Origin of the sequence: uncultured Megasphaera sp., from assembly GCF_958350005.1 — a bacterium.
Classification (GTDB): domain Bacteria; phylum Bacillota; class Negativicutes; order Veillonellales; family Megasphaeraceae; genus Megasphaera.
The window spans coordinates 1-17902 of the sequence record NZ_CATWFF010000025.1; the positions used below are offsets into that span (position 1 = coordinate 1).

Genomic DNA, 17902 nt, shown 5'->3' on the forward strand with positions numbered 1-17902 from the left:
GTTCATTGCAGTCGTGGAGTATGTATAATATTACCTCTTGATATACACTGCTATTAAATTGTTGAATAGAACCGTAATGATTGGAAATGTGATTTCAATCTGTAATGAGGCGCCTCTTGCATTGAAATATATTTGTTAACAGAACAAGTATTGACTACATGGATGTAGATACAGGGAGGGGAACTCATATGAAGGGGTTGTCACGTTTTCAGACGACCAACAAATATTGGTCGTTGTTCATGCTATACATGGGATTTTGCGTTGCTTACATCGACCGGACAGCAATTAATCTGTCCTTAAGTGCCATCGGTCAGGAATTCGAATTGTCACCGGCGACGCTGGGGATTGTACTCAGTGCTTTCTTTATCGGGTATACGCTGATGCAGCTGCCAGGCGGCTATATTGCTGACCGCATTGGCTCTAAAAAGGTTATCATGCTGTCCCTGTCCTTTTGGTCGATCTTTACACTGGCTACGGGATTTACGTATTCATTGACAGCGTTGCTCATTGTACGTTTTTTATTTGGTCTGGGAGAAGGATCGTTTCCGCCGGCTTCATTTCGGGGCATTGCCGAATACTTTCCTCGAAATGAACGGGCCAAGATGGCAGGTGTCCTCGTATCTTCCAACTATGTAGGCAGTGCGGTAGCTCCACTTATCGTCGTGCCGCTCATGCTGTTCCTGGGATGGCGAGGCATGTTTCATGTACTTGGCGTCTTTGGCTTTGCCTATGTATTTTTTTACTGGCTCCGGATTCAGCAGGTCCAGGAAAACGAACATCCGGAAGCGCAGAAAAAGAAGATTGATGTGCGAAGTGTTATTGGCCTGCCGATTCTGTGGAAACTGCTCATTGCCTGGTTTGCACTGAGCCTGATCAACAAAGGACTCGATTCCTGGATGCCCACGTATTTGCTGACTGTACGGCATCTGGATCTGAAAGCCGTCGGCATGCTGACCCCGCTGCCATTTATTGCTGCTGGTATATCTACAGCTGTCAGCGGCTATGTGATGGAACATTTTTTTGACAAGAAAGAGACTTATTTACTGGCCGGCTGTGCTGTATTGACTGCAGTGTTCCTGTATTTTATGTATCATGCCGAAGTCATTTCCCAGGTCATTGCTTTTCAGTGTCTCGTATATTTTTTCAAATCTTTCGTCTTGGGATGCGTGCTGGCACTGCCCCTTAAATTACTGCCTCAGTCCGTGGCCGGTTCTGCAGTCGGACTGATCAATCTGGGCGGACAGGCAGCTGGATTTATTTCGCCAGCCCTCATCGGCTTTATCATTACTGCTTTTAACGGCTCTTATAACGCTGTATTTGTTTTTCTGATTATTGCTGCCTGCTGTTCGGCAATCGCTAGTTTGAGCATTGGCAGAAGAAGGCAGGAAGCATTACTTTAAATATGTATAAACAGTAGTATAACAGGGAGGTATGTATGATGAACAACGAACGGATGGACATGGTAAAGGCGTATATTGAAGATCATCGGAAAGAAATGCTTGCGAAATATGAAGAGCTTATTAACTTGAAAGATTTCTGGCGCGATGCTGAGGACGTCAAGGCTGTGGGAGAATGGCTGAAAAACGAATTTGAAGCCGAAGGATTTTCCTGTGAGTTAATTGACATGGATCCACGGGCTGGTCGGGTCTTGATGGGCACACTGGGAGCGGACCGGCCGGGAAAGGCAATATTATTCAGCGGTCACATGGATACGGCACTGGCTTCGGATCTCTATCCGGATAATCCGTTCCGTATTGAAGATGGTAAGGCCTATGGCCCTGGTGTGCTGGATATGAAAGGTGGTATCTTGATTTCCCTGTATGTCGTCAAGGCACTGAATGCCGTTGGCTATACGGACAGGCCTCTGAAAATCCTTTTTGCTCCCGATGAAGAAGGGCTGCACTGTTATACGGATACGGCCAATTTTATTCGCACTCATTCGACAGGCTGCCTGTTTGCGCTGAATATGGAAACGGGCCTTCTGAATAATGCTCTGGCCGTAGGCCGGAAAGGACGCCTCGGCATCGATGTCTTTGTTACAGGAAAATCTGCTCATGCCGGCGCCGATTTTCTGGCAGGCATCAGCTCTATTGAAGAAATGGCTCACAAAGTATTGGATTTCCAGGCCCTGACAGATCTGGACAAAGAGACGACTGTAAATACAGGTGTCATTAAAGGCGGTACCATTCCTAATGCCGTACCGGCAGAGTGCATGTGTTCATTGGATATTCGTTTTAAATCTATGAGCGAACTCGAACGTATCCGCAAGGCCGTTGCAGAAATCTGTGCCAAGAACTATGTTGAAGGCACGACGTGTACTTTTAAAGAATTAAACTTGTTTACGCCTTTTGAAACAGATGATGCGATAATGAAACTGTTCGACTTTATGAAAAAGACGGCTGAAACGTACGGCCTTCCGGAAACATCACCGGCTCAGGTTGGCGGATGCTCGGATGCTACGTATATTCAGCTGGCTGGGATCCCTGTCCTGTGCTCCTGCGGTATCCGCGGCGAATGGAATCATACACTGCGGGAATATGGTGTCGTTGCATCGCTGTATGAACGCGTTGCCTGGTATGCGGCAGCCGTTCTCGATTCGAATGAACTGCAGTTTTAAGCGGTAAAGGAGAGATAGTATGGATTACAACAGCATTATTAACAGTCCGGGATTATGGGCTGTCTCCAGTTTGATGATTATTGTCCTGCTGGTTTCTGCCGGAATTTATGTCAAACTGGCTTTATCAGAAGCCGATAAAATTGGCCTGGAACGCAAACGGTGCATTGCTGGCCTGCGTTCGGCCATGATTACCGCTATTGGTCCGTCCCTGTCTCCTGTCATCATAGCCTTTGCGCTGATCGCTGTCATTGGCGCACCGACGACATGGATGCGCATGAATGACGTCGGTGCAGCAAGAACGGAGATTGCCGTCATCGCACTGGCTGCTAAAGTGATTGGCCTGGATCCGCAGTCTCCTGATTTTGGCCTCCAGGGATTTATGTACGGCGTATGGGGCATGGCACTGAATAACTTCGGCTGGATGTTTGTTACCCTGCTGCTGACGCCGGGTATGAGTAAGTATGTGGCGGCGCTGAACCGCAAATATAATCCGGCCTGGATCAAACTGATGCTGTCTGGTGCTACTGTTGGCCTGTTTGCGTACCTGACATCGGTTCAGCTCGTTTCTCTGAAGCCTGGATTATGGTGTGCTACTGCCGTATCGGCTGTCAGCATGCTGGCCATATCCCGTATTTTTGCCAGTCATGCCAGACTGCAGGAGGTGGCCCTGGGGATTTCCATGCTCATCGGCATGTTTGTGACGACAGCTATTTTTGGATGATACAACTGTGAGGAGGATATATTATGTTAGGTGGAGACGGATTGACCTACAATCAGCGTGCCATTCGCATTGGCTCAGCTGTCATGATCGGCGGGATTATCGCTAATTTTGCGCCGGCCTTATACCTGTATCTGGCGTATGGCCTGATTCCCCCATTGCCGGATATTGTTAAAGTCTGGACGGTTTGTGCCGTTACCTTTGGGATTTCCTGGATTATTCAGCCTATTACGTACTTCAGTTTGCTTGGCCCCAGCGGCGAATACATTGGCTGGATTGCCGGCAGTAATGCCGATATTCGCTGTCCCGGCGTTGCCATGGCTCAGAAAGCCGCTGGTGTTGAAGCAAGTACGCCTGAAGGAGATGTTATCTCGACGATTGGCATTGCCGGTACAGTTTTTACATCCGTTACGATTGTTACAATTTTTGTTCTGTTGGGACAGAGCATTCTGGAAATATTGCCGCCCTTTGTTACCAGCTCTTTCAAGTATGTCCTGACTTCGGTTTTTGGTGCTGTCTATGTACAGCTGGCCTGTAAGAATCTCGGCATGGGAGCGTGGACAATCATTGGCGCCGTCGTCATATCCTATCTCTGGCAGACAGCCCATCTGCCGGGCTGGATTCTGAATATCGTCATCATTGCCATGGGGATTCTCATTGCCCGGTATTATTTTGTAAAAGCCAGTAAAAAAGCGATGTAATCGATCTGACGAATACGATTTTTGTTGCGTATAATACGGGCACAGATGGTGTGTGTTGGTGATATGGTGCAGGCAATTTCCAATCATACCTGCTTTTAGTGTACAACATAACAGAGTATCTGATCGGTGTAGCGGTATAGTAGAGCGGCGTCTGCATGTAGATGCCCGTGATGGTACATAATAGAGAAGCGTAAAAAACACTCGTTCCAACAGTACAGGATGGCTGTTGGAACGAGTGTTTAGTATTTCATAATATTCTGGAAAATGACGGGTTTATCTGTTTGGTTGGTATAAGAGTGAGCGACATTGGCGCGGAAATTGATTTTTGCCGGCGCCTGCAGGGTGAAGGTTTGCTCTTCTACCTGCAAGGTCAGCGTCCCTTCGGTGACAATGACATATTCTTCCGTAGCGCTGCGATGGGCATCTGAATGATGCGAGGCGCCGGGCTTGAGAATAATGTAGAAGTATTCAAAGCCGCTGAGAGGATTGAAGGGAAAAATATTATACAGCAGCATTTTATTATCTTCATCGCAGACGGGCTGAATATCGGTGAGAATCTGTACAGCCTGATATTGCTGCGTCGGTTCATTCAGCAGAGAAGACAGGGAAATCTGCAGGCCCTTGGCGATTTTCCACAATACGGAAATCGTCGGCACTGAGACGCCGCGCTCAATTTGTCCCAGCATGGTTTTGCTGACGCCAGTCAGCATGGATACGTTGTCTAACGTCAGTTCCCGGTCAAAACGGATCTTTTTAAGGATTTTCCCAATATCCTTGGCCGGATCTTCCGTTGCAATGATTGGATTCGTCATACAAGTGTACTCCTAAGAATTTTATATATTCATTTTATATCGCCTTGACCATATTCGTCAAGGAACGGCTCAGTCAGTATAACATAATTGCGAAAAAAACGTTAGATGACCAATTGTGAATAAGAAGGAACGTCATTGATAGTGAATTATTGCATGTCACAATTAATTATTACATGCAATAATTAATTGTGACATGCAATAATTAATGATATAATAGTTATGTTATTTAAAATAGTATAAGTCCGTGCTTTATAGAAAGGGGAAAGGGAGGAACAGCATATTTCTCCCAATTATGATTATGTTTCCATCTAAAGAAACAATGACCATTGAATTTAAAAGTGATCGTAAATGTTTATCAGAGAATGTATTGATTGATGCGGTTGTAGGGATGGCAAATGCTGAAGGAGGAACGTTATATTTAGGAATAGAAGATAATGGAGATGTTACAGGTGTACATCCCAATCATAAACAACCTATGCATATGACTGCTTTAATTGCTGACAGGACCGTTCCGCCTGTATCTGTTCGTGCAGAGATCCTCTGCGACGAACAGAATCCTCCCGTTTTAAAATTTGAGATTCCTCGCAGTTATGCGATTGTTGCAACCCGAAGTGGAAAGATATTGCGCCGACGGCTAAATAGTAAGGGCGATCCGGAAAATCTTCCTATGTATCCGTATGAAATCAGCAGCAGATTATCTGAATTAGGAATGTATGATATGTCAGCCCAGCCTTTAGCAGGTGCCGTATTGGAAGACTTTGATTCGAATGAGATAGTTCGTCTGCGCCAGCTTATTATTAAGCAACGAGGGGAACAGGCATTATTGCAATTGAATGACGAAGATTTATGCAAGGCTCTTCACTTAGTGACGTATATAGATAATGCCCTAGTTCCAACATTAGCTGGAATGTTGCTTATTGGAAAAGAAGAAAAAATAGCGGAGCTGATTCCAGCGGCACAATATGCCTTCCAAGTAATGAAAGGCAATACTATTCGGGTTAACGAACAAGTTCGAAAACCTATGTTGGCTACATTTGAATATTTTCTTACGTTGTTAGTACCATGGAATCCAGAGAAAGAAATCGTTGATGGGCTTTTTCGGATTCCAATTCCTGAATTTGATCAGCTGGCCTTTCGAGAAGCCTTAGTTAATGCTTTTTGTCACCGGGATTATTATATGTTGGGCATGACCCGCATACTTATTAATGAAGAGGGATTAACCATTAGTAATCCTGGGGGATTTATTGCTGGTGTAACGTTGAAAAATTTGCTTTCTGTGGAACCACGCGGCAGGAATCCTGTACTGGCAGATGCATTAAAGCGTATTGGATTGGCAGAGCGGACAGGACGGGGGATTGACCAGATTTTTACAGGTTCTATTATATATGGGCGCCCTCTTCCTGATTATTCAGAGTCTAATGAATATGGGGTACAAGTGTTTATCCCCCGCGCTTTGCCAGATATACCCTTTGCAAAAATGATACGGGATGAGCAAAGTAGGACAGGAATTTCATTTTCTATACAAGCGCTTCTCGTTTTATCCATTTTACGTATACATCGTCGGTTGACGATGTCAGCACTAGCAGAGCATATGAATTTTACAGAGAGCCGTGTTAAAAGTGCGGTCCATTTTCTGATTGATCGTGGTTTTGTAGAAGCAATTGGGCAGGGACGAGGCCGTATGTATATGTTAAGTGCTAGTGTATATAAAAGAACGGATGCCTCTTTAACATATGTTAGACAAGCGGATATTGATCGAATTCGTTATCCCGAAATGATTATGAAATATATCCAGACACAAGGTAGTATTTCACGTATTGAGACTAGCGAATTACTGCATGTTTCGCCTATGCAGGCATATCGTTTATTAAAGAAGCTGTGTGAAATTGGACGAATAGAAAAAATAGGTCGTACTAAGAAAGCAAAATACATACTGAAAAATAAAGAGTCGTAAGTAAGGTATTTTTTGAACGGGCACTATGTATAGAAAATGAATTTTGATTGTGTGGAGAACGGAGAACTTCTATCCAAGAAAGCTGAAACTATCTATTTTGCCCGATTTTTGGTATAATAGAACAGATGCCCTTGTCGTTCCGGTATTGTAAGGGAGCGGCGGGTCAGTGTACAGCGATATATTCCATCGTTTATCAAAATAGCTTGAGGTGACATTGTGGACGAACAACAATCTCATAAAGTTTTGCCAGTTTGCCTGGAAAACGAAATGCAGACGTCGTATATTGATTACGCCATGAGTGTTATCATTACGCGCGCCCTGCCAGACGTGCGGGACGGGCTCAAACCTGTTCACCGCCGTATTTTGTACGCCATGCATGAAGCCGGCATGACGCCGAACAAACCGTATAAAAAATCAGCCCGTATTGTCGGGGAAGTTCTTGGTAAGTATCATCCCCACGGCGACAGCTCTGTATATGATGCCACAGTCCGTCTGGCTCAGGATTTTTCTACGCGCTATCCCCTCGTTGACGGTCATGGGAACTTTGGCTCTGTCGATGGGGACTCGGCAGCAGCCATGCGGTATACGGAAGTCCGTATGGCGCGGATTACCGGTGAAATGCTGGAAGACATTGACAAGAATACTGTCGATTTCATGCCCAACTACGACGGCTCCCTGCAGGAACCGGTCGTCTTGCCGTCGAAAATCCCAAACTTGCTGGTCAATGGTTCCGCTGGGATTGCCGTCGGCATGGCGACGAATGTTCCGCCCCATAATTTAGGCGAAGTCGTCGACGGCTGTGTTCTGCTCATCGATAACCCTGAAGCCAGTCTGGAAGAAATTATGACCAAAATCAAAGGTCCTGATTTCCCGACAGGCGCGAAGATTATGGGCCGTGACGGAATTTTAAAAGCCTATTCTACCGGCCGGGGAAGCATTAAGATGCGTTCCTGTGCGACTATCGAACCGATGAATAAAGGGAAAAACCGCATTGTCGTAACGGAAATTCCCTATCAGGTCAATAAGGCCCGGGTCATTGAATCCATTGCCGAACTGTCCCGTAACCGTGAACTCGACGGTATTACGGCTCTGCGCGATGAATCAGACCGCAAGGGCATGCGCATTGTCATCGAACTGCGGGCCGATGTCAATCCGGACATTGTACTGAACAAACTGTATAAACATACACAGCTGCAGGAAACGTTCGGCGTCATCATGCTGGCCCTCGTCGACGGCCATCCCCGCGTGCTGACCTTGAAAGAAGTACTGTCACTCTATTTGGACCACCAGAAGAACGTCATTACGCGGCGCTGCAAATTCGAACTCGATAAGGCTCTGGCCCGTGCGCATATTTTAGAAGGCCTGCTCATTGCCCTCGATCATATTGATGAAGTCATCAAGACCATTCGGGAATCGGCGACTGATGAAATTGCCAAGACGTCCCTTATGAGCAAGTTCGGCCTGAGCGAAAAGCAGGCTGTTGCTATCCTCGACATGCGTCTCCGCCGCCTGACCGGACTGGAACGGGAAAAAATTGAACAGGAATACAAGGAACTGGAAGAACGCATTGCCTATTTGCGCAGCGTCCTGGCGGATGAACACAAGGTCATGGAAATTGTCAAAACAGAGCTTCTCGATGCCAAGAAAAAATTTGCTGACGAACGGCGGACGCAGATCGTCGCTGATGCAGCTGATTTTGCCGTAGAAGACATGATTCCCGACGAACGGATGGTGCTGACGCTGACGCGGCGGGGCTATGTCAAACGCATTAACGCCAACGTATACCATACGCAGAATAAAGGCGGCCGCGGCATTAAAGGCATGGGTACGAAGGACGAAGACGCAGTTAACCACCTGCTGTATACGTCGTCTCTGCATACGGTGCTGTTTTTCACCAATTTCGGCCGCGTATACCGCCTGAAGGCCTACGAAATTCCCGAAGCCAACAGCCGCAATTCCAAGGGCATTGCTACGATCAATATCCTGCCGCTGGCTAAAGGGGAAAAGGTAAATGCCCTTATCGACCTGGATCAGGCTGATCCGACGATGAACCTGTTTATGGCAACGGAAAAAGGTCTGGTCAAGAAGACGGAACTGGGAGAATTTAAAAATGTCCGCCGCAACGGCCTGATTGCTATTTCTCTCATGGAAGGAGATCATCTGGCCAAAGTTCGCCTGACCAAAGGGGATCAGACGATTATTCTGGCTACGAAGCTGGGCATGGCCATCTGCTTCAGTGAAAGCGACGTCCGGCCTATGGGGCGCAATACCCGCGGCGTTCGCGGTATTTCCCTGGCCGAAGGAGACAGCGTCATCGGTGCAGACGTGCTGGAACCGGACTGCCAGGTCCTGACTGTGAGTGAAGAAGGCTTTGGCAAGCGCAACAATATGGATGCCTACAAGATTCAGCTCCGCGGCGGCAAAGGCGTGAAGAATTTTAAGATCACTCCCAAGACCGGCGATATTGTCGGTGTAGAAGTCGTTCACGAAGATCAGGAACTGCTCGTCATTACGACGAAAGGCATCGTTATCCGCACGGATATCGAAAGTATTGGCATTAAAAAAGGCCGCAACACGTCTGGTGTCAAAATTCAGAAGCTGGAAGGCGACGATAAAGTGGCTGCTCTCGATACGATTACCATCGAAGGCGAAGACGACGAACCACAAGGCGGGTTGTTTAAAAAATAAGATAGTGTGCATATATAAAAATACGTCAGGGCGGCAGTCCTGACGTATTTTTATGCTGTTTATCGGGTAATCATTTCCCGCGGCGCATAGCCGGTGACGCCGGCATATTCGCCTTCCAGAATTTTTACTGCAATAAACCGTCCTTCTTCATGGCCTTCTTCTTTGATCCGGACAGGATTGGCGAAGACGATGACCTTGTTTTCCCGTACCATGGCGCGGATTTTTTCCATTTCCTGGTTCTGGACCGCATGAAGAAACTCCGGAATCGTTTCTTTGTCGGGAATAACGTAGGTTCCACGCAGCATCAGATAGTGTCCTTCTGCGTCAGCGATTCCCGCCGGCCCTGGGGACTCCTCCGGCCGAGGAACCTCAGTAGGTGAATAGTTGGCAAAATCGACCTGAGTCTTCTGCGTTTCTTCGTAGCGGTGCAGGTAATAGGCAGTGAGCAGAATACAGAGAATGAGAAAAGGCATGAACAGTATTTTTGTATAATACTGGAGCTTCTTATATTTTCTGGAGTCTTCTTCATGACGCTGCAGTTCTGATTCCGGATCGGGCTGACGGAGTGCACCGGCCATGATTGCCGATAAGGGAATGCCGTAGCTGCTGACGGGATAGAGGCGCTCCAGCCAGTCAATGCCGCAGGCACAGCCCATGGCCCGGCTCAGGGAATTGTCCAGATCGACGGAAATTTTCATGTAATGCATAATAGAGATAAACGAATCATTTCCCAGATCGGCAATGTACGTACTGGCGAGAAATTTAAGATCCCGGATGTACAGGTCCTGAATGGTAAAAGACTCGCTGCATGAGGCTTCGTAACTGGCCTTGATAGCCAGAAACAGCTGTTCTGACCGATAGGCAGCCAGTACCTGATTGTCCAGGAGTGGTCGGAGGTACTGCTCCCACGTATCGGCAAAGGACAGGCTGTCTGCTACCATGTCGGCTGTTACAGTCCGGGCTGTAAAGTCATGTCCCGGCGGCTTGACCATATAGGACAGGCCGTGTACGCTGCCGTTGCTGATCCAGGCCAGGGAAATGCGGCATATGCTGTTGAGATCGTCGTTTGCCAAATCTGCGGCAATCGCAATAGCCCCATTCGGTTTGCGCTGGGCCAGCGATTCGCGCGCTTTTTGTATCGTTTCTTCATCATGCATGGGCAGAAAATCCTTTACCGGTATGATTTATGACTGGGAAGCTGCCGGATCGTGCGGTTGGGCAGCTTTTTGAGGCGGAAATAGTTGTGCTTGACAGTCGTATTTTTTTCATCCGTATACGTGGCAACTTCAAACAGCTTCAGCGATTCAATGAAGGGAACGAATTTTTTGAAGCCAAAATTGCGCACGTCAAAATCGGAAAACTGTTTGCTCAGCAGATTTCCCAGGGTTCCGGAGAAAATCCAGCCATTGTCATCAGAGTTTTCTTCAGTCAGCTTGATAACAGCTTGTTTAATCGTCTGAAAATCCTTGCCCGGCGTTTTTTCACCGTCCCAGCGGTATACGGGATGAGAGGAAGACATATCCTGCGGCGACGACGGTTTCTGCTGCGTCGATTCCTGTGCTGCTTCTTCCAGCAGGACGTCCAGGTAGAGAAACTTATTGCACGCCGAAATAAAGGAGCGAGGCGTCTTGCTTTCGCCCATGCCGAGGACATACTTCTGCGATTCCCGCAGGCGCGATGCCAGGCGGGTAAAATCGCTGTCTGATGAGACGATGCAGAACCCGTCAATATTGCTCTGATAGAGCAGGTCCATCGTGTCGATGATCAGGGCCGAGTCTGACGAATTTTTGCCGATCGTGTTGCTGTACTGCTGAATGGGCTGAATGGCATTGTCCAGAATGGTATTGCGCCATGAAGCCATTTGCGGCGTCGTCCAGTTGCCGTAAATACGTTTGTAAATGACGTCGCCCAAATTGTTCGCTTCCGACAGGATCACGTCAATGTACTTGTTGGAAATATTTTCCGCATCAATGACGACGGCCAGTTTCATTTCATGATTCATAATCTAATCCTCCTGTACTGTATTGTATCATTTGCCTACTCAAATGCATAGATAGGGACTTCGTTCGTTTACATATTTTTTATCTTGATAAAACTTGACAAGGTTGTCGTTATGTCGTAGTATATTAGTCAATATCAAATGTACCTGACCGGTGACAATGACAGTGTCGCCTTTTGCATATACAGGAGAACTTAAAAATGACCATCATCTGTTGCGTTGCATCATAGCGGTGTGACGAGACTATATTGCCATAACCGAATACCAGACAAATTCATCCAGAGCAGCTGAGGGACTGGCCCCATGACGCTGCGGCAACCTCCCGGCAGGGAACGGTGCCAATTCCAGCAGATATTAGTATCTGACAGATGAAACTCATTCCGCAGGGAAGAGTAATGCTTGCAAGCAGGAGACGTCATCTGGAGACGCCTCCTTTTTTATTTCTAGGATAGTGCGCCATGGCGCGCAGAGGGGGATATTACTATGTCAGAAGAAAAACACATGTCGCATGATTTGGAAGCCTGGCTCAACGGGTGTACGCACGATCATGACCACCATCATCACCACCATGACGGAGATCATGATCATCACCATCATCACGGGGAAGATTTTCACGACTATATCGAAGCTGTAACGGCGTACCGCAAGACCTTCCCGAATAAGGAAACCGTCATTGCTCAGACGCCGGACCCGGCTGTGCGGGAAATGCTGCTCCACATGCAGGACATGGGCGTAGAAACGGTGTTTGACCGCTTTGACCGCCAGCAGCCGCAGTGTACCTTTGGTCTGGCCGGTATTTGCTGTAAGAACTGTTATATGGGGCCCTGCAAGATTACGAAAAAATCGCCGCGCGGCGTGTGCGGCGCCGATGCCGATGTCATTGTAGCCCGTAATATGCTGCGTGCCGTTGCTGCCGGTGCAGCTGCCCACGGTGCCCGAGGCCGGGAAAGCATGCTGGCTTTGAAACGGGCCGGTGAAGGTACGCTGGACCTGCCCATTGACGGGAAGGATAAAATCTATGCAGTCTGTAAATCTTACGGCATTGACACGGAAGGCAAGACTCTGGGCCAGCTGGCTGTAGAAGTAGCTGATATTCTGCTGGACGATTTGTCCCGTACTGTGCCGGCACCGCACCGCACGCTCAATGCCTTTGCGCCGGGCGAACGGAAACGGGTCTGGAAAGCCCTGGATATCCTGCCCATCAGCGTATATCATGAAGTGTTTGAAAGCCTGCATCGTACGTCGACCGGCACGGACGGGGACTGGCGGAATATTATGAAGCAGTTCCTACGCACCGGCGTAGCCTTTGCCTGGACGAGCTGCCTGGGCAGCTCCATTGCCATGGACAGCCTCTTCGGCCTGCCGCACCGCAGCAAGTCCATGATGAATCTGGGTGCTCTTAAAAAGGGCTATGTCAATATTGCCGTTCACGGACACTCGCCGCTGCTGGTCAGTGAAATCGTGCGCATTGGCCAGTCTCAGGAATACCAGCAGAAAGCCATTGATGCCGGTGCCAAGGGCATTCAGTTCTACGGCATCTGCTGCTCCGGCCTGTCGGCCATGTACCGCTACGGCGGTGTTATCCCCTTGTCCAACGCCGTTGGTGCTGAACTGGTACTGGGTACTGGCGCCCTTGATTTGTGGGTTGCCGACGTGCAGGACGTGTTCCCGTCCATTATGGATGTGGCCCGGTGTTTCCGCACCACTGTCGTGACGACCAGCGATTCGGCCCGCCTGCCCGGTGCGGAACACTACGGCTTTGACCATACCCATTCCAATTTGAATGAAATTCACGACATTGCCAAAAAAATCGTCGAACGGGGCATCGAAAGCTTTGCCGACCGCCGCGACGTGCCTGTCTTCATTCCGCAGTACGAAGTGGAAACAGAAGTCGGCTTTTCCGCTGAATTTCTGAACGCTCACTTTGGCTTTGACAACTTTGCCCAGGCTTTGAAAGACGGCAAGATTCTTGGCGTCGTCAACCTCGTCGGCTGCAGCAATCCCCGTATTGTCTATGAAAAAGCCGTTGCCGAAGTAGCAGAAGAACTGATTAAGCACAACATCTTTATTATGACCAACGGCTGTGCGTCGTTCCCGCTCATGAAGCTGGGCTACTGTTCTCTGAAGGCCCTGGATCAGACGGGCCGGAGCCTGCGGGAATACCTGAAAGATGTGCCCCCTGTATGGCCTATGGGCGAATGTCTGGACAATGCCCGGGCATCGGCTATTTTCAGCAACCTTGCCGGTCAGCTGGGACAGGCCATTAAGGATCTGCCCTTTGCCTTTATCAGCCCGGAATGGTCCAATGAAAAAGGCATCTGCGCCGCCCTGGCCTTCCGTCTGCTGGGCATGAATTCGTACCACTGCGTCTATGCGCCTGTGCAGGGGTCCAAGGCCGTATCTGAATTTATGGCCCATGGCACGAAGCCGCTGTTAGGCTCGGAAATGATCGTCAACGTCGATCATAAAGCCCTGGTACAGCAGATTATTGCCGACTTGAAAGAAAAGAGACGGCGCCTGGGCTGGAGTGAAGGAGAATAAAGGAGGACCTATGCACCGATACAAACTCATTGCTGCTGTTTTAGCGCTTTTGCTGCTTATTGGCAGTGCCGGATTCTACAAGTATGACCAGTCCTATCGGGCTGCTTCGGCAGATGTGCAGACTATTAAAATTGCCTATTTGCCTATTACTCATTCTATTTCGCTGTTTAAAACCAAGGAACTCCTGGAATCGCAGGGCAAGGTCCATGTAGAACTGGTCAAATACGGCGGCTGGAGTGAGCTCATGGATGCTCTGAATACGGGACGCGTCGACGGTGCAGCTGTACTGATTGAAATGGCCATGAAGAGCCGGGAACAGGGTCTGCCGCTGCAGCTCGTGGCCCTGGGCCATCATGACGGCAACGTAGTCATTACATCCAATGCCATTACAGAGCCGTCGCAGCTGCGGGGGAAAACCTTTGCCATCCCCAGCCCTCAGTCGTCCCATAATATTCTGGTACAGCAGCTGCTGGCCAATAATGGTCTCACACCGGATGATGTAACTATTGTCGAAATGGCACCGGCTGAAATGCCGGCAGCCCTGAAAAGCGGCCAGATCGACGGGTACTGCGTAGCTGAACCCTTTGGCGCCAAAGCTGTGGAAGCCGGCATTGGCCATGTCTTTGCCACTTCGCAGGATCTGTGGAAAGATTCTATTTGCTGCGGCCTGGTCTTCAATACAGAAGCGACGGCGCAGAAACAGGAAGCTGTACAGGCTTTTGAAAAGGCCTTCCGTGAAGCAGGTCATACGCTGACCAAAGAGGAAGCCGTCAACATTGCCCATACCTATTTGAATCAGAACGAACAGGTCAGCCGGCTGTCTATGGAATGGATTTCCTTTGACCATCTGGACGTTACGCCGGAAGCGTACCAGAATCTGACCGATAAGATGAAACAGTTCCATCTGACGCAGAATCCACCGTCGTATGCAGATTTTGTCAAGCCGTAAGGACGTCGTCGTGAAAGGGGCGTATCTATGAAAAAAGTCTATACCTTAGTAATATCATTTGGCATTTTGCTGGCCCTGTGGCAGGCCGTCACCATGGCGGCCTGGTTTCCGCCCAGCCTTCTGCCGCCGCCGGCAGCTGTCGCTGCGGCTCTGGTGAAGCGGGCTGCTTCAGGAGCACTGCTTCTGGACGTCGGCGCCAGTATGTACCGCTTTTTTATTGGCTATATCCTGGCCTCGGTCCTGGCCGTTTTGCTGGGCCTGTGCCTGGGCTGGTTTCCGGCTGTATGGCACTATGTCAATCCGGTCGTGCAGTTCCTGCGGCCTATTTCGCCTGTAGCATGGCTGCCTTTTATCGTCCTGTGGGTCGGTATTGGTGACGCACCGGCCATTGCCATTATTTTCCTGGCCGCCTTTTTCCCGGCCCTGCTGACAACGGTCAGCGCCGTCGTCCATATTGCGCCGGTCTATTTAAAAGTGGCGCAGAATTTTGGCCTCAACCGCCGGCAGACGCTGCTGCATATCGTCTTTCCCGCCGTCTTTCCGGCTATTGCCAGCGGTCTGCACATTGCCGTCGGTACGGCCTGGATCTTCCTGGTTGCCGGGGAAATGGCCGGTACCCAGTCGGGACTGGGCTATCTCATCGTCGATGCCCGCAATAACCTGCAGGCTGACATGCTCCTGGCAGCCATCGTCGTCATTGGCCTGCTGGGCCTGATTCTGGACCAGATTATCCGCGTCTTTGAAGAAGAAGCCAGACGAGTCTGGGGTCTGGGCATTACCGAAGGGAGGCGGAGCTGATGGCCTTTATTGAAGTAAATCATGTATCGAAAACCTATAAGACGGAAGGCAAGGTCTTTACGGCGCTGCACGATGTGTCCCTGTCCGTAGACAAAGGCGAATTTATCTGCCTCCTCGGCCCGTCGGGATGCGGCAAAACGACGCTTCTCAATGCCCTGGCCGGGTTTGAACAGGTCGATTCAGGCTCTGTCGTCATTGCCGATAAGCCAGTTACCAAGCCGTCATCGGAATACGTCACTATTTTCCAGAATTATGGCCTTCTGCCCTGGCAGACTGTGGAAAAGAACGTCATGCTCGGCCTGTGGGCCAAAGGGGTTCCTGAAGCAGAAGCCCGCAAGACAGCCCATACGTATCTGGATATGGTCGGCCTGTCAGCGTTCAAGAATTATCGGCCCGCTCAGCTGTCTGGCGGCATGCAGCAGCGCGTGTCCATTGCCCGTGCTCTGGCAGTAGAACCTAAAATTCTCTTCATGGATGAACCTTTCGGTGCCCTCGACGCCATTACGCGCATGAAGATGCAGGACGACCTTCATGACCTGGCCGAACGGCAGCATATTACGATTATCTTCGTCACTCATGATATTGAAGAAGCCATTATTCTGGCTGACCGCGTCGTCATTATGACGCCCAATCCGGGGCATATCAAGGAAATCGTGCCCATTACGCTGGGAACGCACCGCAATCGGACGGCGACGGATTTCCTGGCTATTCGCGATAAAATCTTCAATATTTTCGAAATGAAGCCGGAAGAAAATCTGGAATACTACTTGTAAGCAGTTGTTACATGAACACACATATGTCCGGAAACGGGTTTGGATAAAAAAAACAGCAGGAACGCCGCTGCAGCGGTATTCCTGCTGTTTTTGTGTATTCCCTTACAGCAGCGCCTTCAGGTCTGCCGTTACTTTCTGCGGATCCTGGGCTGGCCGGAGATCCATAATGGGCTGATTGCCGACGCACAGAATCTGATTGCCGTTGACATAGACCTGGGCTGTCGGTTTTTTTGTCTGATGATAGACGGCGGACAGGTTGCCGGCAATGAGATAGGCCCGTTCTTTGCCGCTCATGGACGTCATGTCTTCCGGCTGATACCAGTCTTTGCCGTGCAGAGAAATCATGCCCGTATCGGCATCTACTTTTACGACGTTGTTGCTCCATTTGGTCAGGGTCTTGCTGTACGTATCGCGGCGGCTGACGTTGTTCGGGTGATCGTTGAACAGCTCCATGACGCCGCTGGTCTTGATGTTGCCGCTCTGATCGAGCATGCGCTGCCACAAGGCCGCACCGGCGCCGGGATTGTATCCTGCGCCGGTGGCATATGTGAAGGCCAGGGCATCGGCCTGTTTTTCCATGGGCTTCGTCACGAGATTGGCTGTGCCGATCTGTGAAACAATGGCCGTTCCCAGCTGGGCAGCACTGCTGTTTGCTCCATATAGGGCACTGAGCAGGTCAAAGGGGATGGATTTTTTGAAGCCCTGAATGGGGTGATCTTTCTGGCCGTGACCCATTTCATGGGCCAGTACGAAGGCCACTTCGTTTTCGTTGTAGTTCAGCGGCTGAAAGAGGCCGATGTTGACGCTCATGTTATGACCCAGTGTACAAAAGGCATTGAAACTCGTATCGTTGTTGACAAAATACTTGTACGGTTTTTCACGAATCGACGGATCTATGGCAGCGACAGAGGCCGATAAATTGCTCATAATGCGGGCGACCATGGCATTGGCTGCCGGGTCATGGTTGACGCCGTACTGCTTTTTGACTTCTTCCATAAATTCGTCGCGCCCTTCGTTGTTCAGGTAGTTCAGCTGTTTGTTCAGATAGGCGTATTCCGCGCCGGCACTGATGAGGGTGCCGATGGTGCCGAAGTCAATGGCCTGTACGGATGAAAGGGGGACAGCTGCTGTGCCTACTGTGATAGCAGCAGTCAAGGCGAGCAGGCTTTTTTTTACAGAAACGGGAAGATACATGGAAAACGCTCCTTTCCAGAGAATGATACCGACAAATGATAATAATAGTATACCACAGGACTGTGCAAAATAAGGAATAAACAGCAAATTGTCATGAAACTGTAAGAGAAAAGGCAGAAAAACAAATAGAGAAAGAAAAAGACAGAAAGAAAAGGGTT

The 17902-nt window shown here is 49.2% G+C and carries 14 protein-coding genes and 1 riboswitch; of the genes, 10 read left to right on the forward strand and 4 right to left on the reverse strand.

Translation table 11 applies throughout. The features are described 5' to 3' along the window. Positions 1 to 248 precede the first annotated feature (248 nt). The 4 genes from Q3886_RS02740 to Q3886_RS02755 are packed head-to-tail and all read left to right on the forward strand — an operon-like array spanning position 249 to position 4036. Positions 249 to 1400, forward strand: coding sequence for an MFS transporter (locus tag Q3886_RS02740; protein WP_301859634.1), 1152 nt, complete (start codon positions 249 to 251; stop codon positions 1398 to 1400). Positions 1401 to 1435: 35 nt separating this feature from the next. Next, positions 1436 to 2617, forward strand: coding sequence for a M20/M25/M40 family metallo-hydrolase (locus Q3886_RS02745; RefSeq protein ID WP_301859635.1), 1182 nt, complete (start codon positions 1436 to 1438; stop codon positions 2615 to 2617). A 19-nt stretch (positions 2618 to 2636) separates the two neighbouring features. Next, positions 2637 to 3338 (forward strand): DUF5058 family protein, encoded by a 702-nt coding sequence (locus Q3886_RS02750; RefSeq protein WP_301859636.1) that lies wholly within the window; start codon positions 2637 to 2639, stop codon positions 3336 to 3338. Between the two features lie 23 nt (positions 3339 to 3361). Beyond that, the gene (locus Q3886_RS02755) at positions 3362 to 4036 is read left to right on the forward strand and encodes a hypothetical protein (RefSeq protein WP_301859637.1); all 675 of its coding nucleotides are present in this window, start codon (positions 3362 to 3364) and stop codon (positions 4034 to 4036) included. A 239-nt stretch (positions 4037 to 4275) separates the two neighbouring features. Here the strand turns inward: Q3886_RS02755 and Q3886_RS02760 are convergent, their stop codons facing one another. Next, positions 4276 to 4848 carry an XRE family transcriptional regulator gene (locus tag Q3886_RS02760; RefSeq protein WP_301859638.1) on the reverse strand — a complete coding sequence of 191 codons (573 nt, stop codon included), beginning with the start codon at positions 4846 to 4848 and terminating at the stop codon, positions 4276 to 4278. Between the two features lie 298 nt (positions 4849 to 5146). On the opposite strand from Q3886_RS02760, the gene Q3886_RS02765 reads away from it, so the two are divergent. Both Q3886_RS02765 and gyrA read left to right on the forward strand, forming a co-directional pair. Beyond that, entirely contained in the window at positions 5147 to 6802 is a 1656-nt protein-coding gene (locus tag Q3886_RS02765) for an RNA-binding domain-containing protein (protein WP_301859639.1), read from the forward strand. A gap of 216 nt (positions 6803 to 7018) precedes the next feature. Next, positions 7019 to 9490 (forward strand): DNA gyrase subunit A, encoded by a 2472-nt coding sequence (gene gyrA / locus Q3886_RS02770; RefSeq protein ID WP_301859640.1) that lies wholly within the window; start codon positions 7019 to 7021, stop codon positions 9488 to 9490. Between the two features lie 59 nt (positions 9491 to 9549). Here the strand turns inward: gyrA and Q3886_RS02775 are convergent, their stop codons facing one another. Further along, positions 9550 to 10647: a hypothetical protein gene (locus Q3886_RS02775; protein WP_301859641.1), complete on the reverse strand. Its 1098-nt coding sequence runs from the start codon at positions 10645 to 10647 to the stop codon at positions 9550 to 9552. A gap of 14 nt (positions 10648 to 10661) precedes the next feature. Then, a complete protein-coding gene (locus tag Q3886_RS02780) occupies positions 10662 to 11492 on the reverse strand; it encodes an NYN domain-containing protein (RefSeq protein WP_301859642.1) in 831 nt (276 codons plus the stop codon). Positions 11493 to 11760: 268 nt separating this feature from the next. After that, positions 11761 to 11864: riboswitch (SAM riboswitch) on the forward strand. Between the two features lie 108 nt (positions 11865 to 11972). Between Q3886_RS02780 and cooS the strand changes: the two genes are divergently transcribed. Genes cooS through Q3886_RS02800 form a run of 4 tightly spaced genes read left to right on the forward strand, consistent with a single transcriptional unit; the run spans position 11973 to position 16550 of the window. Beyond that, positions 11973 to 14030, forward strand: a complete 2058-nt coding sequence (cooS, locus tag Q3886_RS02785) for an anaerobic carbon-monoxide dehydrogenase catalytic subunit (protein WP_301859643.1) — start codon at positions 11973 to 11975, stop codon at positions 14028 to 14030. Positions 14031 to 14040: 10 nt separating this feature from the next. Beyond that, positions 14041 to 14979, forward strand: a complete 939-nt coding sequence (locus tag Q3886_RS02790) for an ABC transporter substrate-binding protein (RefSeq protein WP_301859644.1) — start codon at positions 14041 to 14043, stop codon at positions 14977 to 14979. A gap of 27 nt (positions 14980 to 15006) precedes the next feature. Beyond that, on the forward strand, positions 15007 to 15777 hold the full coding sequence (locus Q3886_RS02795; protein ID WP_301859645.1) for an ABC transporter permease: 771 nt from the start codon (positions 15007 to 15009) through the stop codon (positions 15775 to 15777). Then, a complete protein-coding gene (locus Q3886_RS02800) occupies positions 15777 to 16550 on the forward strand; it encodes an ABC transporter ATP-binding protein (protein ID WP_301859646.1) in 774 nt (257 codons plus the stop codon). The genes Q3886_RS02795 and Q3886_RS02800 overlap by 1 nt, the downstream gene beginning before the upstream one ends. Positions 16551 to 16652: 102 nt before the next feature. Here the strand turns inward: Q3886_RS02800 and Q3886_RS02805 are convergent, their stop codons facing one another. Beyond that, entirely contained in the window at positions 16653 to 17744 is a 1092-nt protein-coding gene (locus tag Q3886_RS02805) for a M48 family metallopeptidase (RefSeq protein WP_301859647.1), read from the reverse strand. Between the last annotated feature and the right edge of the window lie 158 nt (positions 17745 to 17902).